The 24644-nt window shown below is 49.2% G+C and carries 17 protein-coding genes; 16 read left to right on the top strand and 1 reads right to left on the bottom strand.

Annotated elements, in window-relative coordinates:
* Window positions 1-167: 167 nt before the first annotated feature.
* Complete coding sequence (locus LDN30_RS11010) at window positions 168-2399, bottom strand: cytochrome c biogenesis protein CcsA (RefSeq protein WP_223929505.1); 2232 nt, start codon at window positions 2397-2399, stop codon at window positions 168-170.
* Window positions 2400-3099: 700 nt separating this feature from the next.
* Between LDN30_RS11010 and LDN30_RS11005 the strand changes: the two genes are divergently transcribed.
* From LDN30_RS11005 to galA, 16 genes are all read left to right on the top strand, one after another.
* Window positions 3100-4059, top strand: coding sequence for a helix-turn-helix transcriptional regulator (locus tag LDN30_RS11005; protein WP_223929504.1), 960 nt, complete (start codon window positions 3100-3102; stop codon window positions 4057-4059).
* Window positions 4060-4310: 251 nt separating this feature from the next.
* A complete protein-coding gene (locus tag LDN30_RS11000; RefSeq protein ID WP_223929503.1) occupies window positions 4311-5882 on the top strand; it encodes an FN3 associated domain-containing protein in 1572 nt (523 codons plus the stop codon).
* Window positions 5883-6453: 571 nt separating this feature from the next.
* The gene (locus tag LDN30_RS10995) at window positions 6454-6816 is read left to right on the top strand and encodes an NADH-quinone oxidoreductase subunit A (protein WP_223928002.1); all 363 of its coding nucleotides are present in this window, start codon (window positions 6454-6456) and stop codon (window positions 6814-6816) included.
* The gene (locus tag LDN30_RS10990) at window positions 6807-7616 is read left to right on the top strand and encodes an NADH-quinone oxidoreductase subunit B (RefSeq protein ID WP_223928004.1); all 810 of its coding nucleotides are present in this window, start codon (window positions 6807-6809) and stop codon (window positions 7614-7616) included. The genes LDN30_RS10995 and LDN30_RS10990 overlap by 10 nt, the downstream gene beginning before the upstream one ends.
* Window positions 7616-9190, top strand: coding sequence for an NADH-quinone oxidoreductase subunit D-related protein (locus tag LDN30_RS10985; protein ID WP_223928006.1), 1575 nt, complete (start codon window positions 7616-7618; stop codon window positions 9188-9190). The genes LDN30_RS10990 and LDN30_RS10985 overlap by 1 nt, the downstream gene beginning before the upstream one ends.
* Before the next feature lie 41 nt (window positions 9191-9231).
* Entirely contained in the window at window positions 9232-10338 is a 1107-nt protein-coding gene (gene nuoH / locus LDN30_RS10980) for an NADH-quinone oxidoreductase subunit NuoH (protein ID WP_223928007.1), read from the top strand.
* 85 nt (window positions 10339-10423) lie between these two features.
* A complete protein-coding gene (locus LDN30_RS10975) occupies window positions 10424-11005 on the top strand; it encodes a 4Fe-4S dicluster domain-containing protein (RefSeq protein WP_223929502.1) in 582 nt (193 codons plus the stop codon).
* 2 nt (window positions 11006-11007) lie between these two features.
* Window positions 11008-11562 (top strand): NADH-quinone oxidoreductase subunit J family protein, encoded by a 555-nt coding sequence (locus tag LDN30_RS10970; protein ID WP_223928011.1) that lies wholly within the window; start codon window positions 11008-11010, stop codon window positions 11560-11562.
* A complete protein-coding gene (gene nuoK / locus LDN30_RS10965; RefSeq protein ID WP_223928013.1) occupies window positions 11559-11867 on the top strand; it encodes an NADH-quinone oxidoreductase subunit NuoK in 309 nt (102 codons plus the stop codon). Before LDN30_RS10970 ends, nuoK begins: the two co-directional genes overlap by 4 nt.
* 13 nt (window positions 11868-11880) lie before the next feature.
* Window positions 11881-13908: an NADH-quinone oxidoreductase subunit 5 family protein gene (locus LDN30_RS10960; RefSeq protein WP_223929501.1), complete on the top strand. Its 2028-nt coding sequence runs from the start codon at window positions 11881-11883 to the stop codon at window positions 13906-13908.
* A 3-nt stretch (window positions 13909-13911) separates the two neighbouring features.
* A complete protein-coding gene (locus LDN30_RS10955; protein WP_223929500.1) occupies window positions 13912-15429 on the top strand; it encodes a complex I subunit 4 family protein in 1518 nt (505 codons plus the stop codon).
* Between the two features lie 11 nt (window positions 15430-15440).
* A complete protein-coding gene (locus LDN30_RS10950; RefSeq protein ID WP_223928019.1) occupies window positions 15441-16907 on the top strand; it encodes an NADH-quinone oxidoreductase subunit N in 1467 nt (488 codons plus the stop codon).
* Between the two features lie 1761 nt (window positions 16908-18668).
* Complete coding sequence (locus LDN30_RS10945; RefSeq protein ID WP_223929499.1) at window positions 18669-19379, top strand: SDR family NAD(P)-dependent oxidoreductase; 711 nt, start codon at window positions 18669-18671, stop codon at window positions 19377-19379.
* A 132-nt stretch (window positions 19380-19511) separates the two neighbouring features.
* Complete coding sequence (locus LDN30_RS10940; protein ID WP_223929498.1) at window positions 19512-20891, top strand: cytidylate kinase family protein; 1380 nt, start codon at window positions 19512-19514, stop codon at window positions 20889-20891.
* Between the two features lie 8 nt (window positions 20892-20899).
* Window positions 20900-21793: a DMT family transporter gene (locus LDN30_RS10935; RefSeq protein ID WP_223929497.1), complete on the top strand. Its 894-nt coding sequence runs from the start codon at window positions 20900-20902 to the stop codon at window positions 21791-21793.
* Window positions 21794-21937: 144 nt separating this feature from the next.
* A complete protein-coding gene (gene galA / locus LDN30_RS10930; RefSeq protein WP_223929496.1) occupies window positions 21938-24373 on the top strand; it encodes a beta-galactosidase GalA in 2436 nt (811 codons plus the stop codon).
* The last annotated feature ends 271 nt before the right edge of the window (window positions 24374-24644 follow it).

Below are 24644 nucleotides of genomic sequence, written 5' to 3'. Positions count from 1 at the left end.
TTTCAATTATTTCGGCAGACGATATATTTCTTTTGTTGCGGACGACAGCAATCGTCGCGCCATGCAAACGACCATAGCTGAATGTCCGTTGTATTAGTAACTCAGCGTACCAACTAACTCTTTCGCGCACGCTGCACCGATGTGATGCATTGATGATGCTTGTATCGTTAGGCATAGCTGTGCATGCCGGTGAGGAAATAATTTACGCCGAAATAAGTCATGATTATGCTGAGGAAAGCCAAGACAAGATAGAGATGATAGTTTCTCGGACGGTTGAGGGCCGGCAGACTCTCGGTGTGGATGGCTGCGGCATACAGCATGAAAGTTATCAGAGCCCATGTCTCCTTCGAGTCCCAACTCCAGTATGTTCCCCAGCTTACGTTGGCCCAAATGGCTCCGACGAAGATGCCGATTCCGAGAGCTGATATTGCAGGATAGAGGAATACACGGCTAAGTGCTTGCAGCTCAGCGGCCTGCGAGGGAAGGAAGAGTCCGAGCAAACCGCAGATGAATGTCAGCGACAGAAGCGCGTAGCTCATCATTATTATGCTCACGTGGATGCTCAGCAGTGGACTGTTGAGAACGGGCATCACCCGTCCTATGGCTGGATCCATCTGTCCGAGATGGCTTACGAGGAGGAAAAATCCTGACAGCAAGAATCCAAATACCATTACAATTCTGAACCTCTGTTGCATGATGATGGCTATGAGCTGCACTATCCAGGCCACGGTGAGCATTGTCTCGTAGCCGTTTGCCATTGGTATTGTTCCGCTAATAATCCACCGTATGGCGAGTGCTGCCGTGAGGGTGAGGAACGACAGAATGAGGATGAGGGCGAAAACGAAGTGCCATCCCCTCCACAGCATTACTGCTCTGGTACGGCTATGTCGTTGACTGTCAGTCGTAAGGCGGTATATGAAAAAGAAAAGCGTGACGAATCCTAATGTAATGTTGACTATGAACAGGATTGTTGCGAAGGGCACTGAGTCGTTGATTATCTCCGCTTTGTATTGCATTGGCGACGGCAGACTGCTCCCGCCACACCTTTTCTGGTATCTTGCCATCTTGCTGATGAATGCGTCGATACGGTCGAAAGCTCCGGCCTGAGCATCCTCCGCCATAAGATGGAATACGCTGTTGATATACAGTGCATGCTGCGGCTCGATGCTCTTTGGCAGCGTGTCGGTGGGCGCGTACCACGTTGTTGCCCCGTTCTTTTCGGTATATGGCAGCATTTTCAGCGACGACTGCTCGCGGAGCTGCATGAGGAGCATCACCTTGTTGTCGAGGTCGGCGGCCTGACGATGCTCTTCGTCGTTTTGGCCGGAATAATAATCTTCGAGATACTGGCCCAGCACATAGCCGTTGGCGGCCATGGGCGAGAAAAGATCGTTGAGCGTACAATAATCGCCGAGTTGCAGATCGTTCTTCAGCTCCCCGTTTTTAACCTTGATGAAAGGTTCACGGCACCAGTCGGAGTAATAGAAAATATAGCCCGAGAGCACCTGCTCGGGTGTCAGTCCGCGGTACGACCTGTGGCCGTTGATTTTCTTACAGAAGTCGGAGGCATACGTCTTGACCGGACATATACGCCCATTATATAATATGTGTAGCCGTCCGAAGGCCTCCGCCGTTTGCCGCGGCAGCACCCTCTGAGCGTTGCCTTGTGCCGGAGCGAGTACTATGAGCATGAGGGCCACGAGCGTCCCCTTCTTCAGCAGCGGACTGCGCAGAGCCCTGCGGTAGGCACCTTTGGGGTCGAAGAGCATGTAAATCAGCGCGAAGAAGAGCAGTCCGTAGCCAGTGTATGTCACGGCTATGCCCCATGGATCGCTGTTTACGGTCAGAACGCTGCCCTGTCCGTCGTCGTCATAGGACGCCTGATAGAATCTCACCCCGCGGTAAGTGAATATCTTGTTCATCGATACGCGTGCCGGTATCATCTGCTGTCCGTCAATAATAGTGAATTCAGTCTCATAATCGGCTGCGGCGTTGGTGCCGGTGTGGTATTTCGTATCGAATTTATTCAGTCGCATCTTGAACGGCAGTCGTTCCTCGGTAATTCCGCTGCGGCTGTCCTTGACATAGAAAGTAGCTGTGGTCTCACCCATTCTGAGGTCGACCATACCCTGACGGGCACATAGGTGGGTGATAAGTGCTCCGGCGAGGATAACGAGAAAGGAGAAGTGGAGCAGCAGAGTGGGGAAGTAGCGGACCCTTCGGCGCAGGATATAAGCAGCACCGGCAGCGGCGAGCAGTGCCCACAGCACCGTGAACCACCACGAACCGTAGATGGCTGTGGCTGCAAAATCGGTGCCTTTGATCTTTTCTATTATCGTTGCCGCTGCCATGACGATTAGCAGCATGGTGTAGAGACTGATTGTTACTTTCTTTAGCATGGAAACCAATGTTTGCTTTTTTGTGATGCAAAATTACATAAATAATGATGATTTGCGGAAGATGTGCCGCCCTAAATTAACCATAAATTTATAATTCATGGTCAATTCATGGCAATCAAATGTAAACATGAATCTCCATGAATCAACCACAAATCTATCATCTATGGTCGATCCATGGCGATTCAATGTAAACACATAAGTGTAAAAATATTTCGTTTCTTTGTGCCAAATGGTTCGGCTCTGTAAGTGTCTCATATTCAATGTGTTCGAGAAACATACCATTTGGCGTTCTGAAACGGTCTATTTGGCAAGCTCAAACGGCCCGTTTCAGGATGCGAAACGGGCCGTTTGGGAACACTAAACGATAGGTATCGGAATGGTGTTAATATTTTTCATCATTCTAATCCAATTTCGCCGTAACCTCATAAGGATACTGAGGAATAAACGGGTTCCATGTTTCGCGACTATTATCCGGTGGACGACGAGTCACGACTGTGGTGGACATGCGATTCGTTTCTGCGGTCGCGGATCATGGCGAATACTGTTATTAAGGTAGCAAACATTGGGTATTAGCCATCATTATTATTAGGTATTTTGGCCGCTGATGTCCCTTTTTTCTCCTCTCCCTTACCATAATTATATTAAAAATGCTTACTTTTGCATTGTGGAAATTAACGTAACAAAGAATCCAATCTAAATTATGAAGAATCAGAAGATGTATGAGGCTGACGACAAGATGATTGTTCTCATTCGCGACAACTACGACCTGTTGCAGATACTGAGCTGTTTCGGAATAAACCTTGGTTTCGGCGACAAGACCGTCAGGGAGGTCTGCGAGCAGCAGAACGTCGATGCCTATACTTTTCTTGCCGTTGTCAATTTCGTCATCAACAACTATAAGGAGTTTGATGATGCCGGCCGCCTGTCGGTATCGACTCTCATACAGTATCTCAAGGCCAGTCACCAGTACTATCTCGGTTTTGAGCTCCCTTTTCTAAGGCGCGAACTCCTTGAGGCCCTCGACGAGAACGACAATCTGGGCCGCTTCATTATGCGACTTTATGACGAATATTCGCGGTCTATCCAAAACCACATGAAATATGAGGAGAAAACGGTATTCCCCTATGTCGAGAAACTTCTCCATGGCGAGTCTACCGAAGGCAGCTTCGACATCGACACCTACTCCGACCATCACGGTCAGACGGACAAGAAACTCGGTGAGCTCAAGAGCATTATCATCAAGTATCTGCCTTCCGATGTGCAGCATAACAACCGTCTCATGGCTGCCCTCTACGACCTGTACAACTGCGAGAACTTCCTCAGCCAGCATGCGAAGGTGGAAGATGAGATTTTCGTTCCGGCCATCCGGCATTTAGAAAAAAAGACGAAGAATTCGGATGTGTCGAGCCAGATAAGTAAGATGATAAACAAGAACCCTGAGTCGTCGGAGACGCTCAGCAGCCGTGAGAAGGATGTCATCGTGGGTGTGGTTCAGGGAATGACCAACAAGGAGATTGCCGACCATCTGTTCATCTCGACGAATACGGTCATCACCCACCGCCGCAATATCGCCAAGAAATTGCAAATTCACTCACCGGCGGGCCTCACCATCTATGCCATCGTGAACAAACTCGTCGACATAAGCAGCGTAAAACTGTAAGTAACAAACCGCCAAAAGGTTACAAATTGAAATATCCGGGATTGATGCCAACCGCCAAAACTGGATATTTTAATTTTTAATACAATTTTAATACTAATAAACTTGCTTCTACATTATTTATTTAGTATCTTTGTAGCAGTGTTTCAGCAGGCTGGGATTTGTAGACTATAGAATCTTCGTTCCGGTCGTACGCAAATTGGACGACAAAGTGACTAAACATTTATTAATTAATAATTAAATTCAACAAGTTTATGAGAAAAATTTTACGCTTCACATTAATGGCTGCAATGGCTCTCATCAGTGCTTCCTCTATGGCCCAGACCACTGTGACCTTCGATGCCAAAACAGACAAGGGAAAGTACGACCAAGCTCCAACAAGCGGTGAGCAGTACGACACTCTCAGCAAGGAGGGTGTTGTCGTTGTTTGCAACAAGGGTGCTTTCGCTACCGGCAAGCAGTACCGTTTCGGTAAAGGTGGCTTCGCCCAGATTTCTTCTACGGCAGGCAACATCACAAAGGTGGTATTCACTTGCACTGTGAATGGTACTGCAAAGTGGGGTCCTGGAAACTTCACCGATGCTACTGCCGGAACCTACACTTATCAGGAAGACGGTAATGAAGGTACATGGGAGGGCAACGATGCATCCTTCCAGCTCACAGCAAGCGGCTCTCAGGTACGTGCCACGAAGATTGAGGTTACCATCGGCGGTACTGTAACGCCGTCGCTCGCTGCTCCTACCATCAGTGGTGAGACTCCATTTGCCGAGACCACTACGGTGACTATCGCTGCTGAGGACGGCGCTACGGTATACTACACCACCAACGGCCAGGATCCTGACGACCGCGAGGGCACTCAGTACACTGCTCCGTTCACACTCTCGGAGACTGCTACCGTCAAGGCTATCGCCTACAAGGGCGACCTGCAGAGTACTGTAGCTACTAAGGAGTTCAAGAAACAGGCCAACGTGAAGACTACCGGCAATGGTACCGTGGAGAATCCGTATACTGCTGCTGACGCTGTGGCTATGTACGATGCCAACGCTCTGCCTGCCGATACTGCTTTCTACACCGGTGTCATCACATCTGTCAAGGAGGTAAGCACGCAGTTTGGTAACGCTACCTACGCCATCGCAGCTGCTGCCGGCGCTCAGGACAGCCTCGAAGTGTTCCGTGGCTACTATCTTGAGAACAAGAAGTTCACTGCTGAAGACCAGATAAAGGTCGGCGATAAGGTCGTCGTCAAGGGTAAGCTCATCGACTACAAGGGTACTCTTGAGCTCGGACAGAGGAACTACATCTACTCTCTCAACGGCAAGACTACCGCCGGTGACGAGCCTGTAGAGCCTAAGGATACCGCAAGCTACACTGTCGATCAGGCTTTGTCTGTGCTCGTTTCTGACGCTGAGACTACTGATGTCGTTTACATAACTGGTAAGATCAGCCAGATTGACGAGGTATCGGCACAATATGGCAACGCTACATATTATATCTCTGACGACGGCACAACAGCTAACCAGCTCATGGTGTTCCGTGGTAAGTATCTCAACAACGAGAAGTTCACCGCTGAGGATCAGATTAAGGTTGGCGACGAGGTGAAGATTGCCGGTGTGCTGAAGAACTACAAGAAGGGCGATACCGTGACTAAGGAGGTGACTAACAGCTATATCGTTTCTCTTAACACCGTCCCAACAGGTATCAGCAGCGTTGTTGCAGCACCTGCTCTTGATGCAAATGCACCAGTGTACAATCTCGCCGGTCAGCGCGTCAACAAGAGCTATAAGGGCGTGGTCGTACAGAATGGCCGCAAGTTCATCCTCAAGTAAGGATGCGGTACTGACAATGTCGGCACATCGCTTACTCCTGTTGTAATAGCCATCAGTATGAAAGGGTGGTGCTGGAGGAACGGCGATTCTTTTTCCGCTCGCCGCTGCAATAATCGGTTTTTGATGAAACGGCGGCAGAGGAGAAACTGCCGATAAACAAAATGGAGGATGTCTTTCGCTTTTGGAAGGCATCCTCCATCTTATAAGAATCCCAGTCTTATTGGCTGAAATCTATTGCAACAAATTTCTTTCTTTGGTCGAAAGGCTTTTGGAGACGACGACTGAAAATCATCGTCGGATATTTTTAGTGGTCTGATTTGGGCTGTGAAATGATTGTGTGAGGTGATGAAAAACATATATTTTCCTCCTGCTTATCCTTTTGTTTGTCATGCATTTTTAATATTCCGCAACTCTTAAACTTTGTTCTAAAAAACCTTTAACGAGTCTTAACGGAAAAATAACCTTGCAAACGTTATCATTTATTAGAATTAATTTGTAACTTTGCACACGCTTAAGCAGGCATAGAAAATATACTATCTGTACACGATTAAATTGTTGCAATAATAATATTATGTATTACACTTTGTTTATAACCGTTATACTTACGGCGGTAGTATTGGTTGTTGGCGCTTACGTCATAGCCAAACTGGTAGGTCCGCGTTCGTATAACCCGGTGAAAGGCGAGCCTTTCGAGTGCGGTATTCCTACGCGTGGTAGCTCATGGATGCCGGCACATGTTGGCTATTATCTCTTTGCCGTACTGTTTCTGATGTTCGATGTTGAGACGGTGTTCCTGTATCCATGGGCAACGGTATTCAACTCGCTGTCAGCAAATTACGGCGGTGCAATGCTTTTCTCGATCTTTTTCTTCATGTTGGTATTAGTGCTGGGCTTGGCTTATGCCTGGCGGAAAGGAGCTCTTGAATGGAAGTAAGAAAACCGGCTATCAAGGCCATCCCCTACAACGAGTTCAAAGACAACGACACACTGGAGAAGATTGCTCAGGAGCTCAACGAGGGCGGAACGAATGTTGTCGTCGGTTCCCTCGACCAGCTCATCAACTGGGGTCGCTCCAACTCGCTGTGGTCGCTGACTTTCGGTACGTCGTGCTGCGGTATTGAGTTCATGGCCGTAGGTTGCGCGCGTTACGACTTCTCTCGTTTTGGTTTCGAGGTGACACGTAACTCAGCCCGTCAGGCCGATCTCATCATGTGTGCCGGTACCATCACTAACAAGATGGCACCAGTGTTCAAACGTCTCTATGACGAGATTGCCGAGCCAAAGTACGTCGTGGCTGTCGGTGGATGCACCATCAGCGGCGGACCTTTCAAGAAGAGCTACTCCGTAGTTCGCGGTATCGACGAGATTGTTCCTGTCGACGTCTATATCCCTGGCTGTCCACCACGTCCTGAGGCTATCCTCTACGGAATGATGCAGCTCCAGCGGAAGGTGAAGGTTGAGAAGTTCTTCGGCGGTGCCAACCATAAGATGACTAAAGAGGAGAAGGAAATCTCCATGGGTCTCGGCGGTCTTCACGGCATCAGCAATGAGAATCTCTCCGGTGCCGTTATCGGTAATAAGGAACCAATAATCGTCAGGCAGTCGCCAAACAAGGAGGATGTTGAGAAACTCGGCGAGGAACTCGATGCCCTCGATCAGGCTGAGCCGGGAACGACGAAGTATGAAGCACAAAACGACGCTCCCGTGGAGAGTCAGGAGGGAGGAAGCAAATAATGAAATTAGAATATACAGTTTTCAGCTTCGACACCTTCAAGGAAGAGATGACGAAGCTCAGGGACGCGAAGCATTTCGACTACCTCGTAACAATTATCGGTGAGGACTTCGGCAGTGAAGAAGGCCTCGGCTGCATATATATTCTTGAGAATACGGAAACTCATGAGCGCATCAGCGTAAAGCAGATGGCACGGCAGATTGGCAACGACTACGTTATCCCATCTGTTTACTACATCTGGCGCGCGGCTGACCTCATGGAACGGGAGGTCTTCGACTTCTTCGGAATTAAGTTCTTAGGTCATCCCGATATGCGTCGGCTGTTCCTCCGTAATGACTTTGTGGGTTATCCGCTGCGCAAGGACTACGATATGAGTCCGGAGCACAACCAGTTCCCGATGACCGATGAGCCCGAAACGGACTGGACATCGGAGTGGAACCTCAACGACCTCGGTGAGCTTGTCGAGACAAAGCACCGTCTTTTCGGTCCCGACGACTATGTTGTGAACTTCGGTCCTAACCACCCGTCAACACACGGTGTGCTGCGCTTGCAGACAGTTGTCAACGATGAGACTATAGAACACGTCTATCCGCATCTCGGTTATATCCACCGCGGTATGGAGAAGATGATGGAGGCAATGACTTATCCTCAGACTTTAGCTCTCACCGACCGTCTGAACTATCTCTGCGCCATGCACCACCGCCATGCCCTCGTGGGTGTTATCGAGGAGGCTATGGGTGTAGAACTCAGCGACCGCATACACTACATCCGTACAATTATGGATGAGCTCCAGCGTATCGACAACCACTTGCTCTTCCTCGGAACATGCGCTCAGGACCTCTCGGCGCTCACCGCATTCCTCTATTGCATGCGCGACCGTGAGCACGTCCTTAACGTTATGGAGGAGACTACTGGTGGACGACTGATTCAGAACTATTATAGAATAGGTGGACTTCAGGCTGATATCGACCCGCACTTCGTTGAGAACGTCAAGGCTCTCTGCAAGTATCTCCGCCCGATGATTCAGGAATATCTCGATGTCTTCGGCGATAATGTAATTACTCACCAGCGTCTTGAGGGTGTAGGCTACATGAATCTTGCCGACAGTATCAACTATGCTCTCACCGGTCCTGCCGGACGTGCAGCCGGATGGCATAATGATGTGCGTAAGAATCATCCTTATGACCTCTACGATAAGGTGGAGTGGAAGGAAATTACGGGTACTGGCTGTGACTCGATGACAAGATATATGATTCACATCAACGAAATGTATCAGAGTCTGAATATCATTGAGCAGCTCATCGACAATATCCCTGAGGGTGAGTTCTATATCAAGCAGAAGCCAATCATCAAGGTTCCGGAAGGACAATGGTGGTTCTCCGTCGAGGGCGGTGCCGGCGAATTCGGCGTATATCTCGACAGCCGTGGCGACAAGAGTCCTTACCGTGTTAAGATGCGCCCGATGGGACTTACACTTACTGGAGCCTTCGACAAGATGCTCCGCGGTGAGAAGATTGCCGACCTTATTGCTACCGGAGCCTCCATCGACTTCGTCATTCCTGATTTGGACAGATAAGTTTCATGAAGTAAAGGTAGAATAGAAAAGATAAAAAACTTATGGAAAAGGTTTATATATTGTCATCTTTACCCCAAATGTTCGACTCGCTGCTCCGCGATACTTGCGGGCTGTCGAACTTCTGGGCTGTCCTGATAGAATGCGTTCTTGTAGGATTACTGGTGTTGGCAGCTTATGCTACCCTCGCCATTATCCTTATCTTCATGGAACGTAAGGTTTGCGCTTATTTCCAGTGCCGTATCGGACCTATGCGTGTAGGTCCGTGGGGAACGTTGCAGGTCATTGCCGATGTGCTGAAAATGCTTATAAAGGAGATTTTCTTCGTCGACAGATCTGATAAACTCCTCTACTGCATTGCTCCGTTCCTTGTGATTATTGCCTCGGTGGGCACGTTCTCGTTCCTGCCCTGGAGCCAGGGATGGAATGTTCTCGACTTTAATGTCGGCATATTCCTGCTGACGGCTATCAGCTCCATTGGAGTAATTGGTATCTTCATGGCCGGATGGGCATCGAACAATAAGTACTCTGTAGTATCGGCTATGCGTGGTGCCGTTCAGCTTATCTCTTATGAGATGTCACTCGGACTTTGCCTTATCTCTGCCGTTATCCTCACAGGTACTATGCAGATTTCCGGTATTGTTGAAGCTCAGACGGGTCCCTGGCAGTGGCTTATCTTCCAGGGTCACATCCCGGCAATCTTAGCTTTCCTCGTGTTCTGTATTGCAGGTAATGCTGAGGCTAACCGTGGTCCTTTCGACCTCGCTGAGGCCGAGAGTGAGCTTACAGCCGGTTACCACACTGAGTATTCAGGTATGGGATTTGGATTCTTCTATCTTGCTGAGTATCTTAATCTCTTCGTTGTCAGTGGAATAGCTACAACAGTTTTCCTCGGCGGATGGGCTCCGGTGAACATCGGTATTGCTGCCTTCGACAGTGTCATGGATTATATTCCTGGCATCGTCTGGTTCCTCGGAAAGACGTTCGTTGTCGTATTCCTGTTGATGTGGATTCGTTGGACATTCCCACGTCTGCGCATCGATCAGATACTTAAACTCGAGTGGAAATATCTCATGCCTCTGTCGCTGTGCATCATTGTTCTGATGGTCATCTGCGTCAGCTTTGGCTTAACATTCACTATCAATGGGTGATCATCTCACGGATGATGATATTCTCTTAGGCTCTGAGCTGTAGTGAGTTATCATTAATCTTGAATTTCACCAATAAATTAAGGAAATGGAAGATAAAAAACAATCATATTTCGGTGAGGTGGGAAGTGCCTTAAAGACGCTTGCCACGGGACTGAAGGTGACGATGAAGGAGTATTTCACTCCTAAGACCACCGAGCAGTATCCTGAAAACCGCAAAACGACTCTTCATGTCGCTAAGCGCCACCGTGGTCGTCTGGTCTTCAAGCGTGTCACAGAGGATGAGGTCAACGACCCGCAGATTCAGAAGCGTGGATTGAAGGTTGGCGACTACAAGTGTACCGCCTGCACAATGTGTGAGCGTGCTTGCCCTAACGACACTATTAAAATCACATCGCACATGGAGACCGACCCAGAGACTGGCCGCAAGAAGAAGGTTCTTGATGACTATCAGTATGACCTCGGCGACTGCATGTTCTGCGAGTTGTGTGTCAACGCTTGTAATTTCGACGCAATAGAATTTGTCAACGACTTCGAGAACTCTGTTTTCGACAGGTCCAAGCTCGTTTTGCATCTTGACAAAGAAAAGTATCAGGGCGGTTCTCTGCCGAATATTATCGACGGTGGTGCCGACTGGTCTGTAGGAACGTTTAACACTAAAACAAAATAATCATGGCAAGGTTAATAATGTTTATCATTCTCGCTGTTGTGATACTGGCCTCTGCTGTGTTCTGTGTTACAACGAAGCGAATCATGCGCGCTGCCACAGCTCTGCTCTTTGTGCTGTTTGCAGTTGCCGGACTTTATTTCATTCTCGATTATTCTTTCCTCGGAGCTGCTCAGATAAGCATCTATGCCGGAGGTATCACGATGATGTATATCTTCGCCATACAGCTTGTCGACAAGAATACTCTTCAGGGTATGCGTGAGCATTGGCTTGGCAAGAAGACGATTCTTGCTGGTGCCATCTCGCTCGTCGGTTTTGCTACGGTAGTGCTCGTCTTGCTCAAGAACGCTTTCATTCAGAAAGTTGTCTCTGCCGACGCACTGTCGAATGAGGTTAATATGAGCGACATCGGTCGTACTCTTATGAGTGCCGACAAGTATGGCTATGTGCTTCCGTTCGAGTTTATCTCACTGTTCCTACTTGCTTGTATCATCGGTGGTCTGGTGATATTGAACACTAAGAAGGACGGTAATAATAATGATAAGGAGGAAACAAAATGATACAGATTGAATATTTCTTTATTCTCAGCGGACTGCTGTTCTTCATCGGTGTGTTCGGTTTCGTCACACGCCGCAACCTCATAGCCATGCTCATCTCTATTGAGTTGGTACTGAACAGTGTCGATCTGAATTTCGCGGCTTTCAACCGCCTGCTTTTCCCCGATGGTTCTGAGGGCATGTTCTTCACTCTCTTCTCCATTGGTATCAGTGCGGCCGAGACAGCCGTAGCTTTGGCTATTATCATCAATGTTTACCGTCATTTCCACAGCGATCAGGTGAACAGTATTGAAAACATGAAATGGTAAAACAGAAAAGAATATGTTTGATTACGCATTTTTGATACTTCTTCTCCCGTTTCTGAGCTTTCTGCTGCTCGGATTGTTAGGTATGAAGATGCCTAAGAAGGTTGCCGGTATCATCGGCACCTGCGTTTTGGCGGTGCTCTTTGGCCTTAGCCTGTACACGGCTTACCACTACTTCTTCTATACAGGAGAGTATGAGGCAATGAAGGAGACATTCCACGTCGTCAATGGTCGCCTCGACGGTGGTCAGGGTGTTTACCCGACGGTGACGGTGTTCAACTTCACATGGCTCCGGTTCACTGAGCTCCTTACCTTTAATATAGGATTTCGTCTGACACCAATCAGCGTAATGATGCTTATCGTCATTACAACGGTGTCGTTCATGGTTCATATCTACTCGTTCGGTTATATGGCTGAGCGTGATGAGAACTATAAGGCTGAGGGCTACGAAAAGGGATTCCAGCGTTTCTACGCTTTCCTGTCGCTCTTCACGATGTCTATGCTCGGCCTTGTCGTTGCAACGAACATCTTCCAGATGTACCTCTTCTGGGAGCTCGTCGGCGTCTGCTCTTATCTGCTTATCGGATTCTACTATCCGAAACACGCCGCCGTTCACGCTTCGAAAAAGGCATTCATCGTCACCCGTTTTGCCGATTTGTTCTTCCTTATCGGTATCCTCTTCTTCAGTTTCTATGTAGGAACGTTCAACTATGATATGAATGTAACCCCCGGACTTACAGAAAAACTAACTGCTATCGCCGCAAATCCAGCTCTTCAGTGGGTATTGCCGACGGCCCTGTTCCTGATGTTTATCGGTGGTGCCGGTAAGTCAGCAATGTTCCCATTGCATATTTGGCTGCCTGATGCCATGGAGGGTCCAACGCCTGTGTCGGCTCTTATCCATGCTGCCACTATGGTTGTTGCCGGTGTTTATCAGGTTGCATCGCTGTTGCCTATTTATATCCAGTTCCATGCTACCGAGCAGCTCCACTGGATTGCTTACATTGCAGCATTCACCGCTTTCTATGCAGCCGCAGTAGCTTGTGCTCAGCGTGATATCAAGCGTGGTCTGGCCTTCTCGACCATCTCGCAGATTGCCTACATGCTCGTTGCTCTTGGTGTTTGCACATCACTCGAGGGTGAGGGTAGTCTTGGATATATGGCCAGCATGTTCCACCTCTTCACTCATGCTATGTTCAAAGCCCTGCTCTTCCTCTGCTCCGGTGCAATCATTGTTATCATCGGCAGCAACTTCAAGGATTATATGGGCGGACTGCATAAGTACATGCCGATTACTAATATCTGCTTCCTTATCGGAACCATCGCCATCAGCGGTTTCTGGCCATTGGCAGGTTTCTTCTCTAAGGATGAGATTGTTGACGCATGTTTCAACTTTGCTCCGGCTCTCGGCTGGTTCATGACTCTTGTCTCAGGAATGACAGCGTTCTATATGTTCCGCTTATATTATGTAATCTTCTGGGGACAGAGTTATTACGAGCTTGATCCCGAGCATCGCCGTCGTCCGCAGGAGGTTCCGTTCGTTATGTGGGGTCCCCTGGTTTTACTCGCTATCATCTCATGTGTAGCTGGTTGGATACCTTTCGGACATTTCGTTTCTCTTAACGGTCTGCCAGAGGAGATTGCACTTCAGCATTTCGAGTTCGGCTCAACCGCTTGGTTCTCTCTCCTTGCTGCTACTATCGGATTCGGCCTTGCCACATGGATGTATGCGGGTAAGAAACAGCCAGTTGCCGACGCTCTGGAAAGAACCTTCCCGAAGCTTCACAAGGCTGCCCTCAACCGTTTTTACATCGACGATGCCTGGCAGTTCTTCACACATAAGATTGTCTTCGGCTGCTTCTCTATTCCAATCGCCTGGTTCGACCGCCATGTCATTGACGGCACGTTCAACTTCCTGGCTTGGGGTACCAACGAGGCCGGTGAGTCTATTCGCCCGTGGCAGAGCGGTGACGTGCGCCAGTATGCAGTATGGTTCATCACCGGTACCGTCGCTTTAACATTAGTATTACTTTGCTTGGTTTAAAAGATGAGTTGGATATTAACAATTTTCGTGATTATTCCAGTCCTGATGCTTTTCGGCCTTTGGATGGCCCGCAATGACAATCAGGTACGTGGTGTGATGGCTACAGGAGCTACGGTGTTGCTTGCTGCTGCCATTTGGCTGACAATATATTTTGTTCAGCAGCGCAATGCCGGCAATAATGATGCCATGCTGCTTGCTAACAGCGTGACGTGGTTTGCCCCGCTGCATATCGACTTTGCCGTTGGTGTTGACGGTATCTCTACGGTGATGATTCTGCTTAGTGCAATCATCGTGTTCACCGGAACGTTTGCATCCTGGCAACTTGAGCCGATGAAGAAGGAGTACTTCCTTTGGTTTGTCCTCCTTTCATCAGGTGTGTTCGGTTTCTTCATCTCTACCGACATGTTCACTATGTTCATGTTCTACGAGGTGGCTCTTATTCCTATGTATCTTCTCATCGGAGTCTGGGGAACAGGTCCAAAGGAGTACAGCGCCATGAAGCTTACTCTTATGCTTATGGGAGGTTCGTCGTTGCTCATCCTCGGTATCCTCGGTATCTATTATTTCACCGGTGCTACGACGATGGACGTATCGAAGCTTGCATCACTCCACATGGATGTGACGGCTCAGAAAGTCTTCTTCCCGTTCGTATTTATCGGTTTCGGAGTTCTTGGAGCCCTCTTCCCATTCCATACATGGTCTCCTGACGGACATGCCAGTGCCCCGACGGCAGTATCTATGCTCCACGCTGGTGTGCTGATGAAGCTTGGTGGTTATGGCTGTCTGCGTATAGCAATGTTCATCATGCCTGACGGACTGGCTATGTGGGCACCTTTCTTCCTCGTTCTGACATGTATCTCGGTTGTCTACGGAGCTCTCTCAGCCTGCGTTCAGACCGACCTTAAGTACATCAACGCTTATTCGTCGGTGTCGCACTGCGGTATGGTGCTCTTCGCGCTTCTGATGATGACTCAGACCGCTATCACCGGTGCTATCCTTCAGATGCTCTCGCATGGACTTATGACAGCACTCTTCTTTGCTGTTATCGGTATGATCTATCACCGTTGCGGCACCCGTGATGTCCGTCAGCTTGGTGGATTGATGAAGATTATCCCATTCCTTGCCGTGGCTTACGTTGTTGCCGGTCTTGCCAACCTCGGTTTACCGGGCTTCTCAGGTTTCGTTGCCGAGATGACCATCTTCGTAGGTTCATTCGAGAATGGTGGAATGTTCCATCGTGTGGCAACGATCATCGCTTGTACATCGATAGTTATCACCGCTGTCTACATCCTTCGTGTTGTCGGTAAGATTCTTTATCAGGCTGTGCCGAACAAGAAGTTCTTTGAGCTTCATGATGCCACATGGGATGAGCGCGTCGCTGTTGGCGGACTTATCTTCTGCGTTGCCGGTCTGGGTCTCTGCCCGCTGTTCTTCCAGGACATCATCGTCAATGCGGTCAAACCTATCTTTAACACAATTATCGCCAACGCGCCGGCTGTTTCAGCATTGGCAAATATGTAAAATAAAGGACAATGAACTATACAGATTTCTTAAAGATGATACCTGAGGCAGTTCTTACTGCCATTCTGGTTATTACCTTCATTTGCGATTTTGCTTCTGCCCGTCAGACTGAGCGTAAGTGGATGAATCCACTGGTTAGCGTCATGTTCGCAGCTCTGACAGTTGTTTGTCTTCTGCCCATGGCTCCTGTCCATGCCTTTGGCGATATGTATGTCACATCGTCGGCGGTCAACGTCATCAAGGCCATTTTAGCCTTTGGCTCCCTCATCGTTGTTCTCCAGAGCCGTTCATGGGCTGAGGCCAGCGGTAAGGAGGGTGAGTTCTATATGCTTCTCACCTCTACACTTCTTGGCATGTTCGTCATGGTCAGTGCCGGAAACTTCCTTATGTTCTTCCTCGGCCTTGAGATGGCCAGCGTTCCATTGGCAACAATGGTCGCTTTCGATATGAAGCGCAACGAGAGTGCAGAGGGTGCTGCTAAGTTCATCCTCACCGCTACATTCTCCAGCGGTGTCATGCTCTATGGCATCAGCTTTATCTATGGAGCTTGCGGAACACTCTATTTCGACGATGTCCGTCACACTCTTATGACTGTCATTGCCAGCGGCGACCTCACTAAGGTTTTCCTTCCGGTTATGGGCCTTGTCTTCTTCTTCAGCGGTCTCGGCTTCAAGATTTCTCTTGTACCGTTCCACTTCTGGACAGCCGACACTTACCAGGGAGCACCTACCACCGTCACTGGTTATCTGAGTGTTATCTCTAAGGGTGCGGCAGCATTCACACTCTTGTCGATTCTCTTCAACGTCTTCACACCTATGGACCGCTATTGGCACGTTCTGCTGATGATTGTTGTTGTCTTGAGTATCACTGTCGCCAACCTCTTTGCCATCCGTCAGGGTGAGTTGAAGCGGTTCATGGCTTTCAGTTCTATCTCTCAGGCCGGCTATATCATGCTTGCAGCTATCGGCGACAAGTGGCCTACATCGGTGTCAGCACTGAGCTATTACATCCTTGTTTACGTTGTAGCCAATATGGCCGTGTTCTCTATTATCTCTGTTGTTGAACAGAATAATGGTGGCAAGACCGACATTGACGACTACAATGGCTTCTACCAGACGAACCCGAAACTGTCATTCCTTATGACTCTTGCGATGTTCTCCCTCGGTGGTATCCCTCCATTTGCAGGAATGTTCTCGAAGTTCTTCGTTTTCATGGCTGGTGTTGATGGTTCCGATATCCACACAACCATGGGTGCTTGGAGCTACGCAGTCGTATTCATCGCATTGCTTAACACTGTCATCAGCCTTTACTACTATCTGAAGATTGTGAAGGCTATGTACATCAAGCATAACGACAACCCACTGCCAACATTCAATTCCGACAATAACACCAAGTTCGCACTCGCACTCTGCACTACCGGCATCCTTTTGTTCGGTATTTGCTCGTACGTCTACGACTGGATTTCAATGGCTGCCTAATTATCAGTCAGTCATTCTGTAAAACCGGTTCTCCCAACTTTCATTAGATTTTCAACATGCTGATGAGGATGGGGGAACCGTTTTTTCGTACCCTATATCTAAGTCTACTGTTGTTCCTTTGTCGGATGATTTTGTAAAATCTGATTTCCTGTCGGTTAATCAAAATGGATTTTGCATTTATCTGAAATTCCTTTTCCCAGCTATAGTTATCAGCTGATAACCGTGATGACGGAATAGAGATATTATACCCGGCAGCAATTATTCTGAGTCAAGTCGATTGTTATTTCGGTGCAAAGGTACACAATCTTTTTACCGATTCCAAATTTCAGTGGTATAGAAAGAAGGGTAGATTGTGGTATAGAAAGGGGTATAGAGCTATGAGCCTGTATTTCATAGGGTTATAGGATTGTTCGTTTAATTCCCCATTAACGATGCTCGTTGCCTCGGTTTTGATGTGTCGTGACTCGATACAGTATATAATAATGTATTACTATTCAAACCGCTGATAATAAGATATTTGCAGTGCTCTTCTACCATAGGCACGGGGTTTATCCCCGTCCTACCAACAGCGTACATGTCTTCAATGACTCACGAACATATCTTAAATGGCCAACGAATATATCTTAAATGCCCCACGAACATATCTTCAATGGCTCACGAAGGTATCTTCAGCGGAATAAGGACATAATATCGGTTCATATAAGTAAGTACGAGGACATGGAAGCGCATTCTCTTATGTAAAAAAACGAATAAAACCGGGTCGCGCTTGCAATGGGCTGTACCCGTTGTTTCTTCTCCTTCGCCTCAGGCTTGCAATCGCAGGTAAACCCTGTAAACCTCTAATACAAAGGTTCTTGCAGCACTCAGTCACGCGTAGGGGTGGGGTCTATCCACACCCTCGCAGCTGCGTTGTGATTGTTTTGTATCTTGTCCGCAGCTGGTAGGGTGGGGATAAACCCCACCCCTACTGGATGCGTGCAACACATTAATTATCAAGGTGTTGTCAACGTAATCATTTCATCATAAACACATTGTCGACATGATTCCTTTGGAGGTTGCAGATAGGCAGGGTTATCGGCCAGAAAATCTCTGACACTACCAGCCCCGACGGGGCTGAATCATCAATAACCCCGGACTAAGTGAGCGATAGCGAGCGCAGTCCGGGGAACATATAGGTCGACAGACATACACTCAGTGCCTCGAATACGCACAATAGCACGGAGTGCGCAAAAGCGTATGTATTCCTGCGCGTCCCGCTATTCAACCTCTTCGAGGCTGGTAGTGGATTTCTCGCGTTTACGTTCTACCCCAGATTGCGGTCGCTGCGCTCCCTTAGTCTGGGGTTATTGAGAATTATGCCCCGTCGGGGCTTTGAGTTGGCTGAGTAAAATCGCGGTCTTCAGAGATGCTGAACTCGTCACCAATTTAAGCCTTCGGGGATTTGCGTTGGCTGAGTAAAAATCGCGGCGTCAGCGGTTTTCCAGGTTTTCGTTGCCGTGATGCAAACATGAGGAACGAGGGCTGTTTCTTCCCGGTGCCGACTTGCCGAAGCTTGCTTCGAAGCAAGTCGGCACCGGAAAGAAACACAGGGTGCAGCCCTTGCATCACGGCAAGGGCTTTTCCCGGTTTTTGTCGGAACAAGATGCCATAAAAAATTCTACTCACCGTAAAATCCTAAATTATATTATCATTTTTGAAGAATTATTTGTACTTTTGCAATGAATTATTGAAATGTCATTACACAATAAAAAATATAGTGAAATGAAAAAGGTTTTGGTGACAGGTGCCAACAAAGGCATTGGATATGAGACTGCCCGCCATCTTGGAAAAGCCGGCTGGCAGGTTATCATTGGTGCGAGGAACGAGCAGCGTGCTCTCGATGCTATCGCAAAGCTGAAAGCCGATAAAGTCGATGTTATCGGATGGCAGTTCGTCGACCTCTCCGACAATGATTCTATCGTCCGTTCTGCTGAGGAGATTACGGTCAAATATCCCGATTTATCGCTCCTTGTCAATAATGCCGGCATTCCCGGCGATATGTCTGTTCCGAGCTATGAGCAGACTGTCAGCGACGTGGCTGCAACGGTGCAGGTCAACTATATAGGCACTTTCTGTCTTACTAAGCACCTTATTCCATTATTGGAGAAGAACCACGGCCGTATTGTCAACATCACCGTGCCCTCCCTTTTCAGTACTTACTGGCACCCTATGGCTTATGTAGCAAGTAAGGCAGCCCAGAACACCATGACGAGTATAATGGCCTGGGAGTTCGATCATTACAAGAAGCCCCTTGAGATTTTCGACATCCATCCCGGCGCTACGTCCACCGATCTCAACAACCACTACGATGGTCCCGGCTCGCACAAGCCTGACGTTATAGGCGATAAGATTGAAAAAGTTATCGACGACGGCCAGCGGCATAATGGCGAGTTCATTGAGCTATATCCTATTGTTGACGAAGGAAACTATTGACTCTCAGACTTTTACATCGGCCTAAGGGACTCTGTATCAATAGTTCGGAATCCTGGTATCTCAATTTTGACTAAGGGCGAGAGAATTATTCTTCTTGGGGGGCAATAGAAATGTACACATGAATGAAAGAGAATGGAGAAAGTAAAGAGAAGTAAGGAAGAATGGACAAGACGATACATCAGTTTCGTCTTTATACTGTTTATCATAGCCTTTGGCACATCGCTCTCGATACGTGCCAATCTCGGTTCGTCGCCAATCTCCGCTCCACCTTACGTCCTGTCGCTCGTCGACGGCATGCCGCTTACCATGGGCGAGATAGTCATCATGATGCATGTGGCCTTCATTATCATCCAGATTGTTCTTCTGCGTAAAGACTTTCAAATCAGACAGTTGTCGCAGATTCTTGTCTCTTTCCTCTTCGGTTTCTACACCGATGTTACGATGTGGATGACGAGTTTCCTGCAGATTCCCCAGACCCTTCCTCATGCCATCGGCTGGCCCCTGCAATTCATTGAGCTGTTAGTCGGTGGAGCGTTGTTAGCCTTCGGCATAGCCTGTGAGGTGCGTTGCGATTCGCTTATGCTTGCCGGCGAAGGACTCCCTTTGGCCATCTCGAAAGTTGTAAAAAAGGAGTTCGGTAAGGTAAAGATGTGCTCCGACACCATGCTTGTTGCTATAGCCGTAGTGCTGATGTTCGTATTTTTCCACACTTGGAACTGGAAGATGGTAGGCGTCGGAACCATTGTCAGCATGTTCTACGTTGGTTTCATGGTGAGGATTTATGCGCCTCATATTGCGTGGCTCGACAAGATATTTATCCCTGAGAATGAGCGCGTTAAGGAGGCCGAGGAGGAAGAAATCGTCCGTGAGGAGGAGGATGCCGTTCCGTTCGTCATCACTATCGCCCGTGAATATGGCAGTGGCGGTCTGACCCTTGGCCGTAAACTCGCCACGCGCCTTGGTGTCGACTACTACGACCACGATATTATCGATGCCACCGCCGAGCGTCTTGGCTACAGCACCGATTTCGTCCGTGAGAACGAGCAGAACATCAGTAACGCCAAACTCTGGGAGCTTATCTTCACCGACAAGAGCATACCGTTATCTATGAACCCCTCCCACGACGATGCCATCTTCGTCAGCGAGAGCCGCATTATCCGCAATCTCGCTACGAAAAAGCCCTGTGTCATCATCGGCCGCTGCGCCAACTGGGTACTGCGCAACGACGACAAGGCTTTCCGCGTGTTTGTCACGTCGAACCGCAAGGATGCCGTACGGCGCGTGATGGATAAAGACTCCCTCGACGCACCGTCGGCTGACAAGCGCATAGAGCAGGTTAACACCGGCCGCAACAACCACTATTTCCAGTATACCGGTCGCCACTGGACCGATGCCCGCGACTACGACCTTGTTGTAAACACCAGTGCCTTAGGCGTTGACGAGTGTGCCGACCTCATTGTAGAGTGCATCCGTCACCGTGGCGGACTGCCCGCAACGGCTACGAAAAGCTGATATTTTTTATGAACGAGAACCACAAGAAAATACTCTACCACCTCATAGCTGTCGTCGTGGCCCTGACATGGGGCTGCACCTTCGTCAACAGTAAGATTCTTATTCTCCACGGCATGAGCCCGGAGGAGATTTTCACCGTGCGGTTTATTATCGCGTACCTTTGTATATGGATTTTCACGCCGCGCCGTCTCTTTGCCGACAATCTGCGCGACGAGGCCCGGATGGCACTTCTCGGCATCACCGGCGGATCGCTCTACTTTGTTGCTGAGAATACTGCCATCGGCATAAGCTACGTCAATAATGTGTCGTTCATTGTTTGTACTGCACCATTGGCCACAACGCTGTTGGCCATAGCCATCTTCCGCGATGTCCATGCCACATGGAAGATTATCACCGCCTCAATCCTTGCCGTTATCGGTGTTGGGATGGTTATCTTCAATGGCCATTTTGTCCTCCATCTTAATCCCCTCGGCGATGCCCTTGCCCTCTGCGCATGCCTGTGCTGGGCCGTCTACAGTCTGCTGCTGCGCGGTGTCAGCAAGCGTTATGGTGCCGTCTTCATCACTCGCAAGGTGTTCTTCTACGGACTCCTGACCATGCTTCCGTTTTTCGCCGTCAAGCCCTGGACCTTCCCCCTCGCAAAGTTCACCGACACCGCCGTGTGGGGCAATCTGCTCTTCCTTGGTCTCGTGGCTTCGTACATTTGTTTCTTGCTCTGGAGCTGGGTGACGAAGAAGATTGGTGCTCTGAAAACCACTAACTACGTCTATCTTAATCCGATATCGACGGTTATCGTCAGCGCCATCTTCCTCGACGAACCCATGAAACCGATGTCGTTCATAGGCTCGCTGCTCATCCTTGCCGGAGTGTTTGTGGCCAACCGGCAGAAGAATTATTCATAAACGGCAATCCCTAAAGACAATTTCTTACCCATAAACCATAGATTCAACTATCCAATACAACTAATTCAATAACAGCCGATTATCCATTCCGGCTCATGCGACCAATGATTCTGAAAACGTAAACCAATAAAACTTCTTACCCAAATGAAAAAAGTAATTCTCTTCATTCTTCTGTTTTTGTCGATAACGGCAGCCCGTGGTCAGAGCGTCAGGGAGTCCATTCGCTTGGACGACGGCTGGAAATTCGCTTTCGGCTATGCCGGCGACGCGACGAAAGACTTCGGCTGCGGCACCGAGTATTTCAATTATCTCACCAAAGCCAATTCCATCCACAATACCGGACCCTACTCGCCGAAGTTCGACGACAGCGGTTGGAAAGCTGTCCGACTGCCCCACGACTGGGCAGCATCGCTGCCCTACGACAGCAGCGCGAGCAAGTCGCATGGCTATAAGACCGTGGGCTATAAGTATCCGGCTACAAGTGTGGGGTGGTACCGCAAGACCCTCCACATCGACAAGTCCGACTTCGGCAAGCGGCTCTCGTTGCGTTTCGACGGCATCTTCCGTGCTGCGCAGGTGTGGTTCAACGGTATGTATATGGGAACGGAACCCAGTGGTTATGCCTCTCAGATTTATGACATCACCGACTACGCCAATTACGGTGGCGACAATACCATCTGCGTGCGTGCCGACGCGTCGATGGAGGAGGGCTGGTTCTACGAGGGAGCCGGCATCTACCGTGATGCGTGGCTCGACAAGCGGGCTCCAGTGGCAGTTGCCGACTACGGTACCTTCGTCCATGCCAATATCAGCAAGCCTTACGACAAGGCTGTTGTCGTGGTCGAAACAGAGGTCAACAACAGCTCGCTGGACAACGTTGAGTGCACCGTCAGCCAGACCCTGATGGATGCCGACGGCAACATCGTGGCCAAAAGCGGTGATAAACCCTTGTCGATGAGGGCGAAAGACAACGCCAAATGTGTGCAGTCGTTGGCACTCAATAATCCCCATCTGTGGAGTCCCACGACCCCCTATATATATAATGTAAAGACAACTGTGAAACGCGACGGACGGATTGTCGACGAATATACTACGCCGACAGGTATCCGCGAGATCGTTTTTGATGCTCATAAAGGCTTGTTGGTCAACGGAGTACAGACAAAGATTAAAGGCGTGAACATGCATCAGGACCATGCAGGAGTGGGTTCAGCAGTACCGGAGGCCCTCATGGAGTACCGGATTAAGCGGCTTAAGGACCTTGGCTGCAACGCTTATCGCGCGTCGCACAATCCGATGAGTCCCGCTTTGCTCGACATCTGCGACCGCGAGGGCATTATGGCCATTGACGAAAACCGGCTTATGGGCACCAACACCGAGCATATCCGGCTCTTGGAGAATATGATTAAGCGCGACCGCAACCATCCGTCTGTAATCCTATGGAGTGACGGCAACGAGGAGTGGGGACTCGAAAACAACGATATGGGCCGGCGCGTGGCAGCCTCGATGAGGGCCTATACCCATCTGCTCGACTCTACGCGCCATTCCACCGTAGCCAATGCCGGAGGCAGCGAGCTGATAAAGGAGCTCGATGTCGTAGGATATAACTACATTGTGCAGAACGACGTCATGAACCGCCATAACCAGCATCCGGAATGGAAAATCACCGGAACGGAGGAGACCACCGGCTGCGGTACGCGCGGCATCTATGAGTTTATGACACCCGAGGAGACCGGTGCCGGACGCATGGCATCGAAGAATCGTCGCGGTGTCGACGGCTTTATGAACGTCATTGAGCGCGGATGGCAGTTCTACGACAGTCACGACTGGGCGTCGGGACTGTTCTATTGGACCGGTTTCGACTATCGTGGTGAGCCCGACCCGCTGGTTTATCCAGCTGTCGGATCACAGTTCGGAATCCTCGACTATTGCGGTTTCCCAAAGAACGAGGCATGGTATCTGAAGTCATGGTGGACCAATGAGGATGTACTCCATGTATTCCCGCATTGGAATCTTCATGGTCATGAGGGCGAGAAAATCAGCTTATGGGTCTACAGCAACTGCGACGAGGTCCAGCTGACGGTCAACGGTCATAACCTCGGACGCAAGCCGATGCCACGCAATGGCCACTTAGAATGGACGGCAGTCTACCATCCCGGCAAGGTCGTAGCCAAGGGTTATCGCCACGGCAAGTTGGTCAAGACCGACATCATCGAAACTACCGGCAAGGCCGCAGCACTGCGCACGGAGGCCGACAGGGTGCAGATTGCCGCCGATGGGCGCGATGTGGCTGTCGTCAATGTGTCGGTTCGCGATGCCAAAGGGCGCGTAGTGCCCGACGCATGCGGCAAACTCACCTTCAGTATCGTCGGCGAGGGACGCATAATCGGTGTCGGCAATGGCGATCCGGCATACCATGGCATCGACCATCCAACGGATATCGACTGCAAGCAGATGACCATCCCCGCTTTCAACGGCTACGCGCAGGTCCTCGTTCAGAGCACCAAGACTGCCGGACGCATCACTCTCAATTGTCAATCGGAAGGTCTCGCTTCGTCGGCAGTCAAGTTGCTGACGCAGTAATGACCCCTAAAAGATGATGGGTCGGATGCCGCAGGGTCTGATTGTTGTCAGCCTAATCAAATGGAAGGATAAAAAAATATTGTAATAATATTTCACTTGATATCCGGTTTTAGTCCGACTTTCTAACTGTCTCATAATCAGTGAGATTGTAAAACATATCATTTGGTGTTCCCAAACGGTCCGTTTCACCTTGCGAAATGGACCGTTTGAGGACGCAAAACGGCCCGTTTTAGGACGCCAAACGATATGTATTTCTTTTGTGTTAATATTT

This window comes from Prevotella lacticifex (assembly GCF_019973375.1).
GTDB lineage: Bacteria > Bacteroidota > Bacteroidia > Bacteroidales > Bacteroidaceae > Prevotella > Prevotella lacticifex.
The sequence above is the reverse complement of the archived record's forward strand: the minus strand, read 5'-3'. Positions and strand labels throughout refer to the sequence as shown.

Bases quoted from the DNA above. Each gene is read 5' to 3' on its own strand.
- LDN30_RS11000 (WP_223929503.1), top strand. From the start codon at position 4,311: ATGAGAAAAATTTTACGCTTCACATTAATGGCTGCAATGGCTCTCATC.
- LDN30_RS10960 (WP_223929501.1), top strand. From the start codon at position 11,881: ATGTTTGATTACGCATTTTTGATACTTCTTCTCCCGTTTCTGAGCTTT.
- LDN30_RS10970 (WP_223928011.1), top strand. From the start codon at position 11,008: ATGGCAAGGTTAATAATGTTTATCATTCTCGCTGTTGTGATACTGGCC.
- nuoH (WP_223928007.1), top strand. From the start codon at position 9,232: ATGGAAAAGGTTTATATATTGTCATCTTTACCCCAAATGTTCGACTCG.
- LDN30_RS11005 (WP_223929504.1), top strand. From the start codon at position 3,100: ATGAAGAATCAGAAGATGTATGAGGCTGACGACAAGATGATTGTTCTC.
- LDN30_RS10975 (WP_223929502.1), top strand. From the start codon at position 10,424: ATGGAAGATAAAAAACAATCATATTTCGGTGAGGTGGGAAGTGCCTTA.
- LDN30_RS10940 (WP_223929498.1), top strand. From the start codon at position 19,512: ATGGAGAAAGTAAAGAGAAGTAAGGAAGAATGGACAAGACGATACATC.
- LDN30_RS10985 (WP_223928006.1), top strand. From the start codon at position 7,616: ATGAAATTAGAATATACAGTTTTCAGCTTCGACACCTTCAAGGAAGAG.
- LDN30_RS10945 (WP_223929499.1), top strand. From the start codon at position 18,669: ATGAAAAAGGTTTTGGTGACAGGTGCCAACAAAGGCATTGGATATGAG.
- LDN30_RS10995 (WP_223928002.1), top strand. From the start codon at position 6,454: ATGTATTACACTTTGTTTATAACCGTTATACTTACGGCGGTAGTATTG.
- galA (WP_223929496.1), top strand. From the start codon at position 21,938: ATGAAAAAAGTAATTCTCTTCATTCTTCTGTTTTTGTCGATAACGGCA.
- LDN30_RS10935 (WP_223929497.1), top strand. From the start codon at position 20,900: ATGAACGAGAACCACAAGAAAATACTCTACCACCTCATAGCTGTCGTC.
- nuoK (WP_223928013.1), top strand. From the start codon at position 11,559: ATGATACAGATTGAATATTTCTTTATTCTCAGCGGACTGCTGTTCTTC.
- LDN30_RS10955 (WP_223929500.1), top strand. From the start codon at position 13,912: ATGAGTTGGATATTAACAATTTTCGTGATTATTCCAGTCCTGATGCTT.
- LDN30_RS10950 (WP_223928019.1), top strand. From the start codon at position 15,441: ATGAACTATACAGATTTCTTAAAGATGATACCTGAGGCAGTTCTTACT.
- LDN30_RS10990 (WP_223928004.1), top strand. From the start codon at position 6,807: ATGGAAGTAAGAAAACCGGCTATCAAGGCCATCCCCTACAACGAGTTC.
- LDN30_RS11010 (WP_223929505.1), bottom strand. From the start codon at position 2,399: ATGCTAAAGAAAGTAACAATCAGTCTCTACACCATGCTGCTAATCGTC.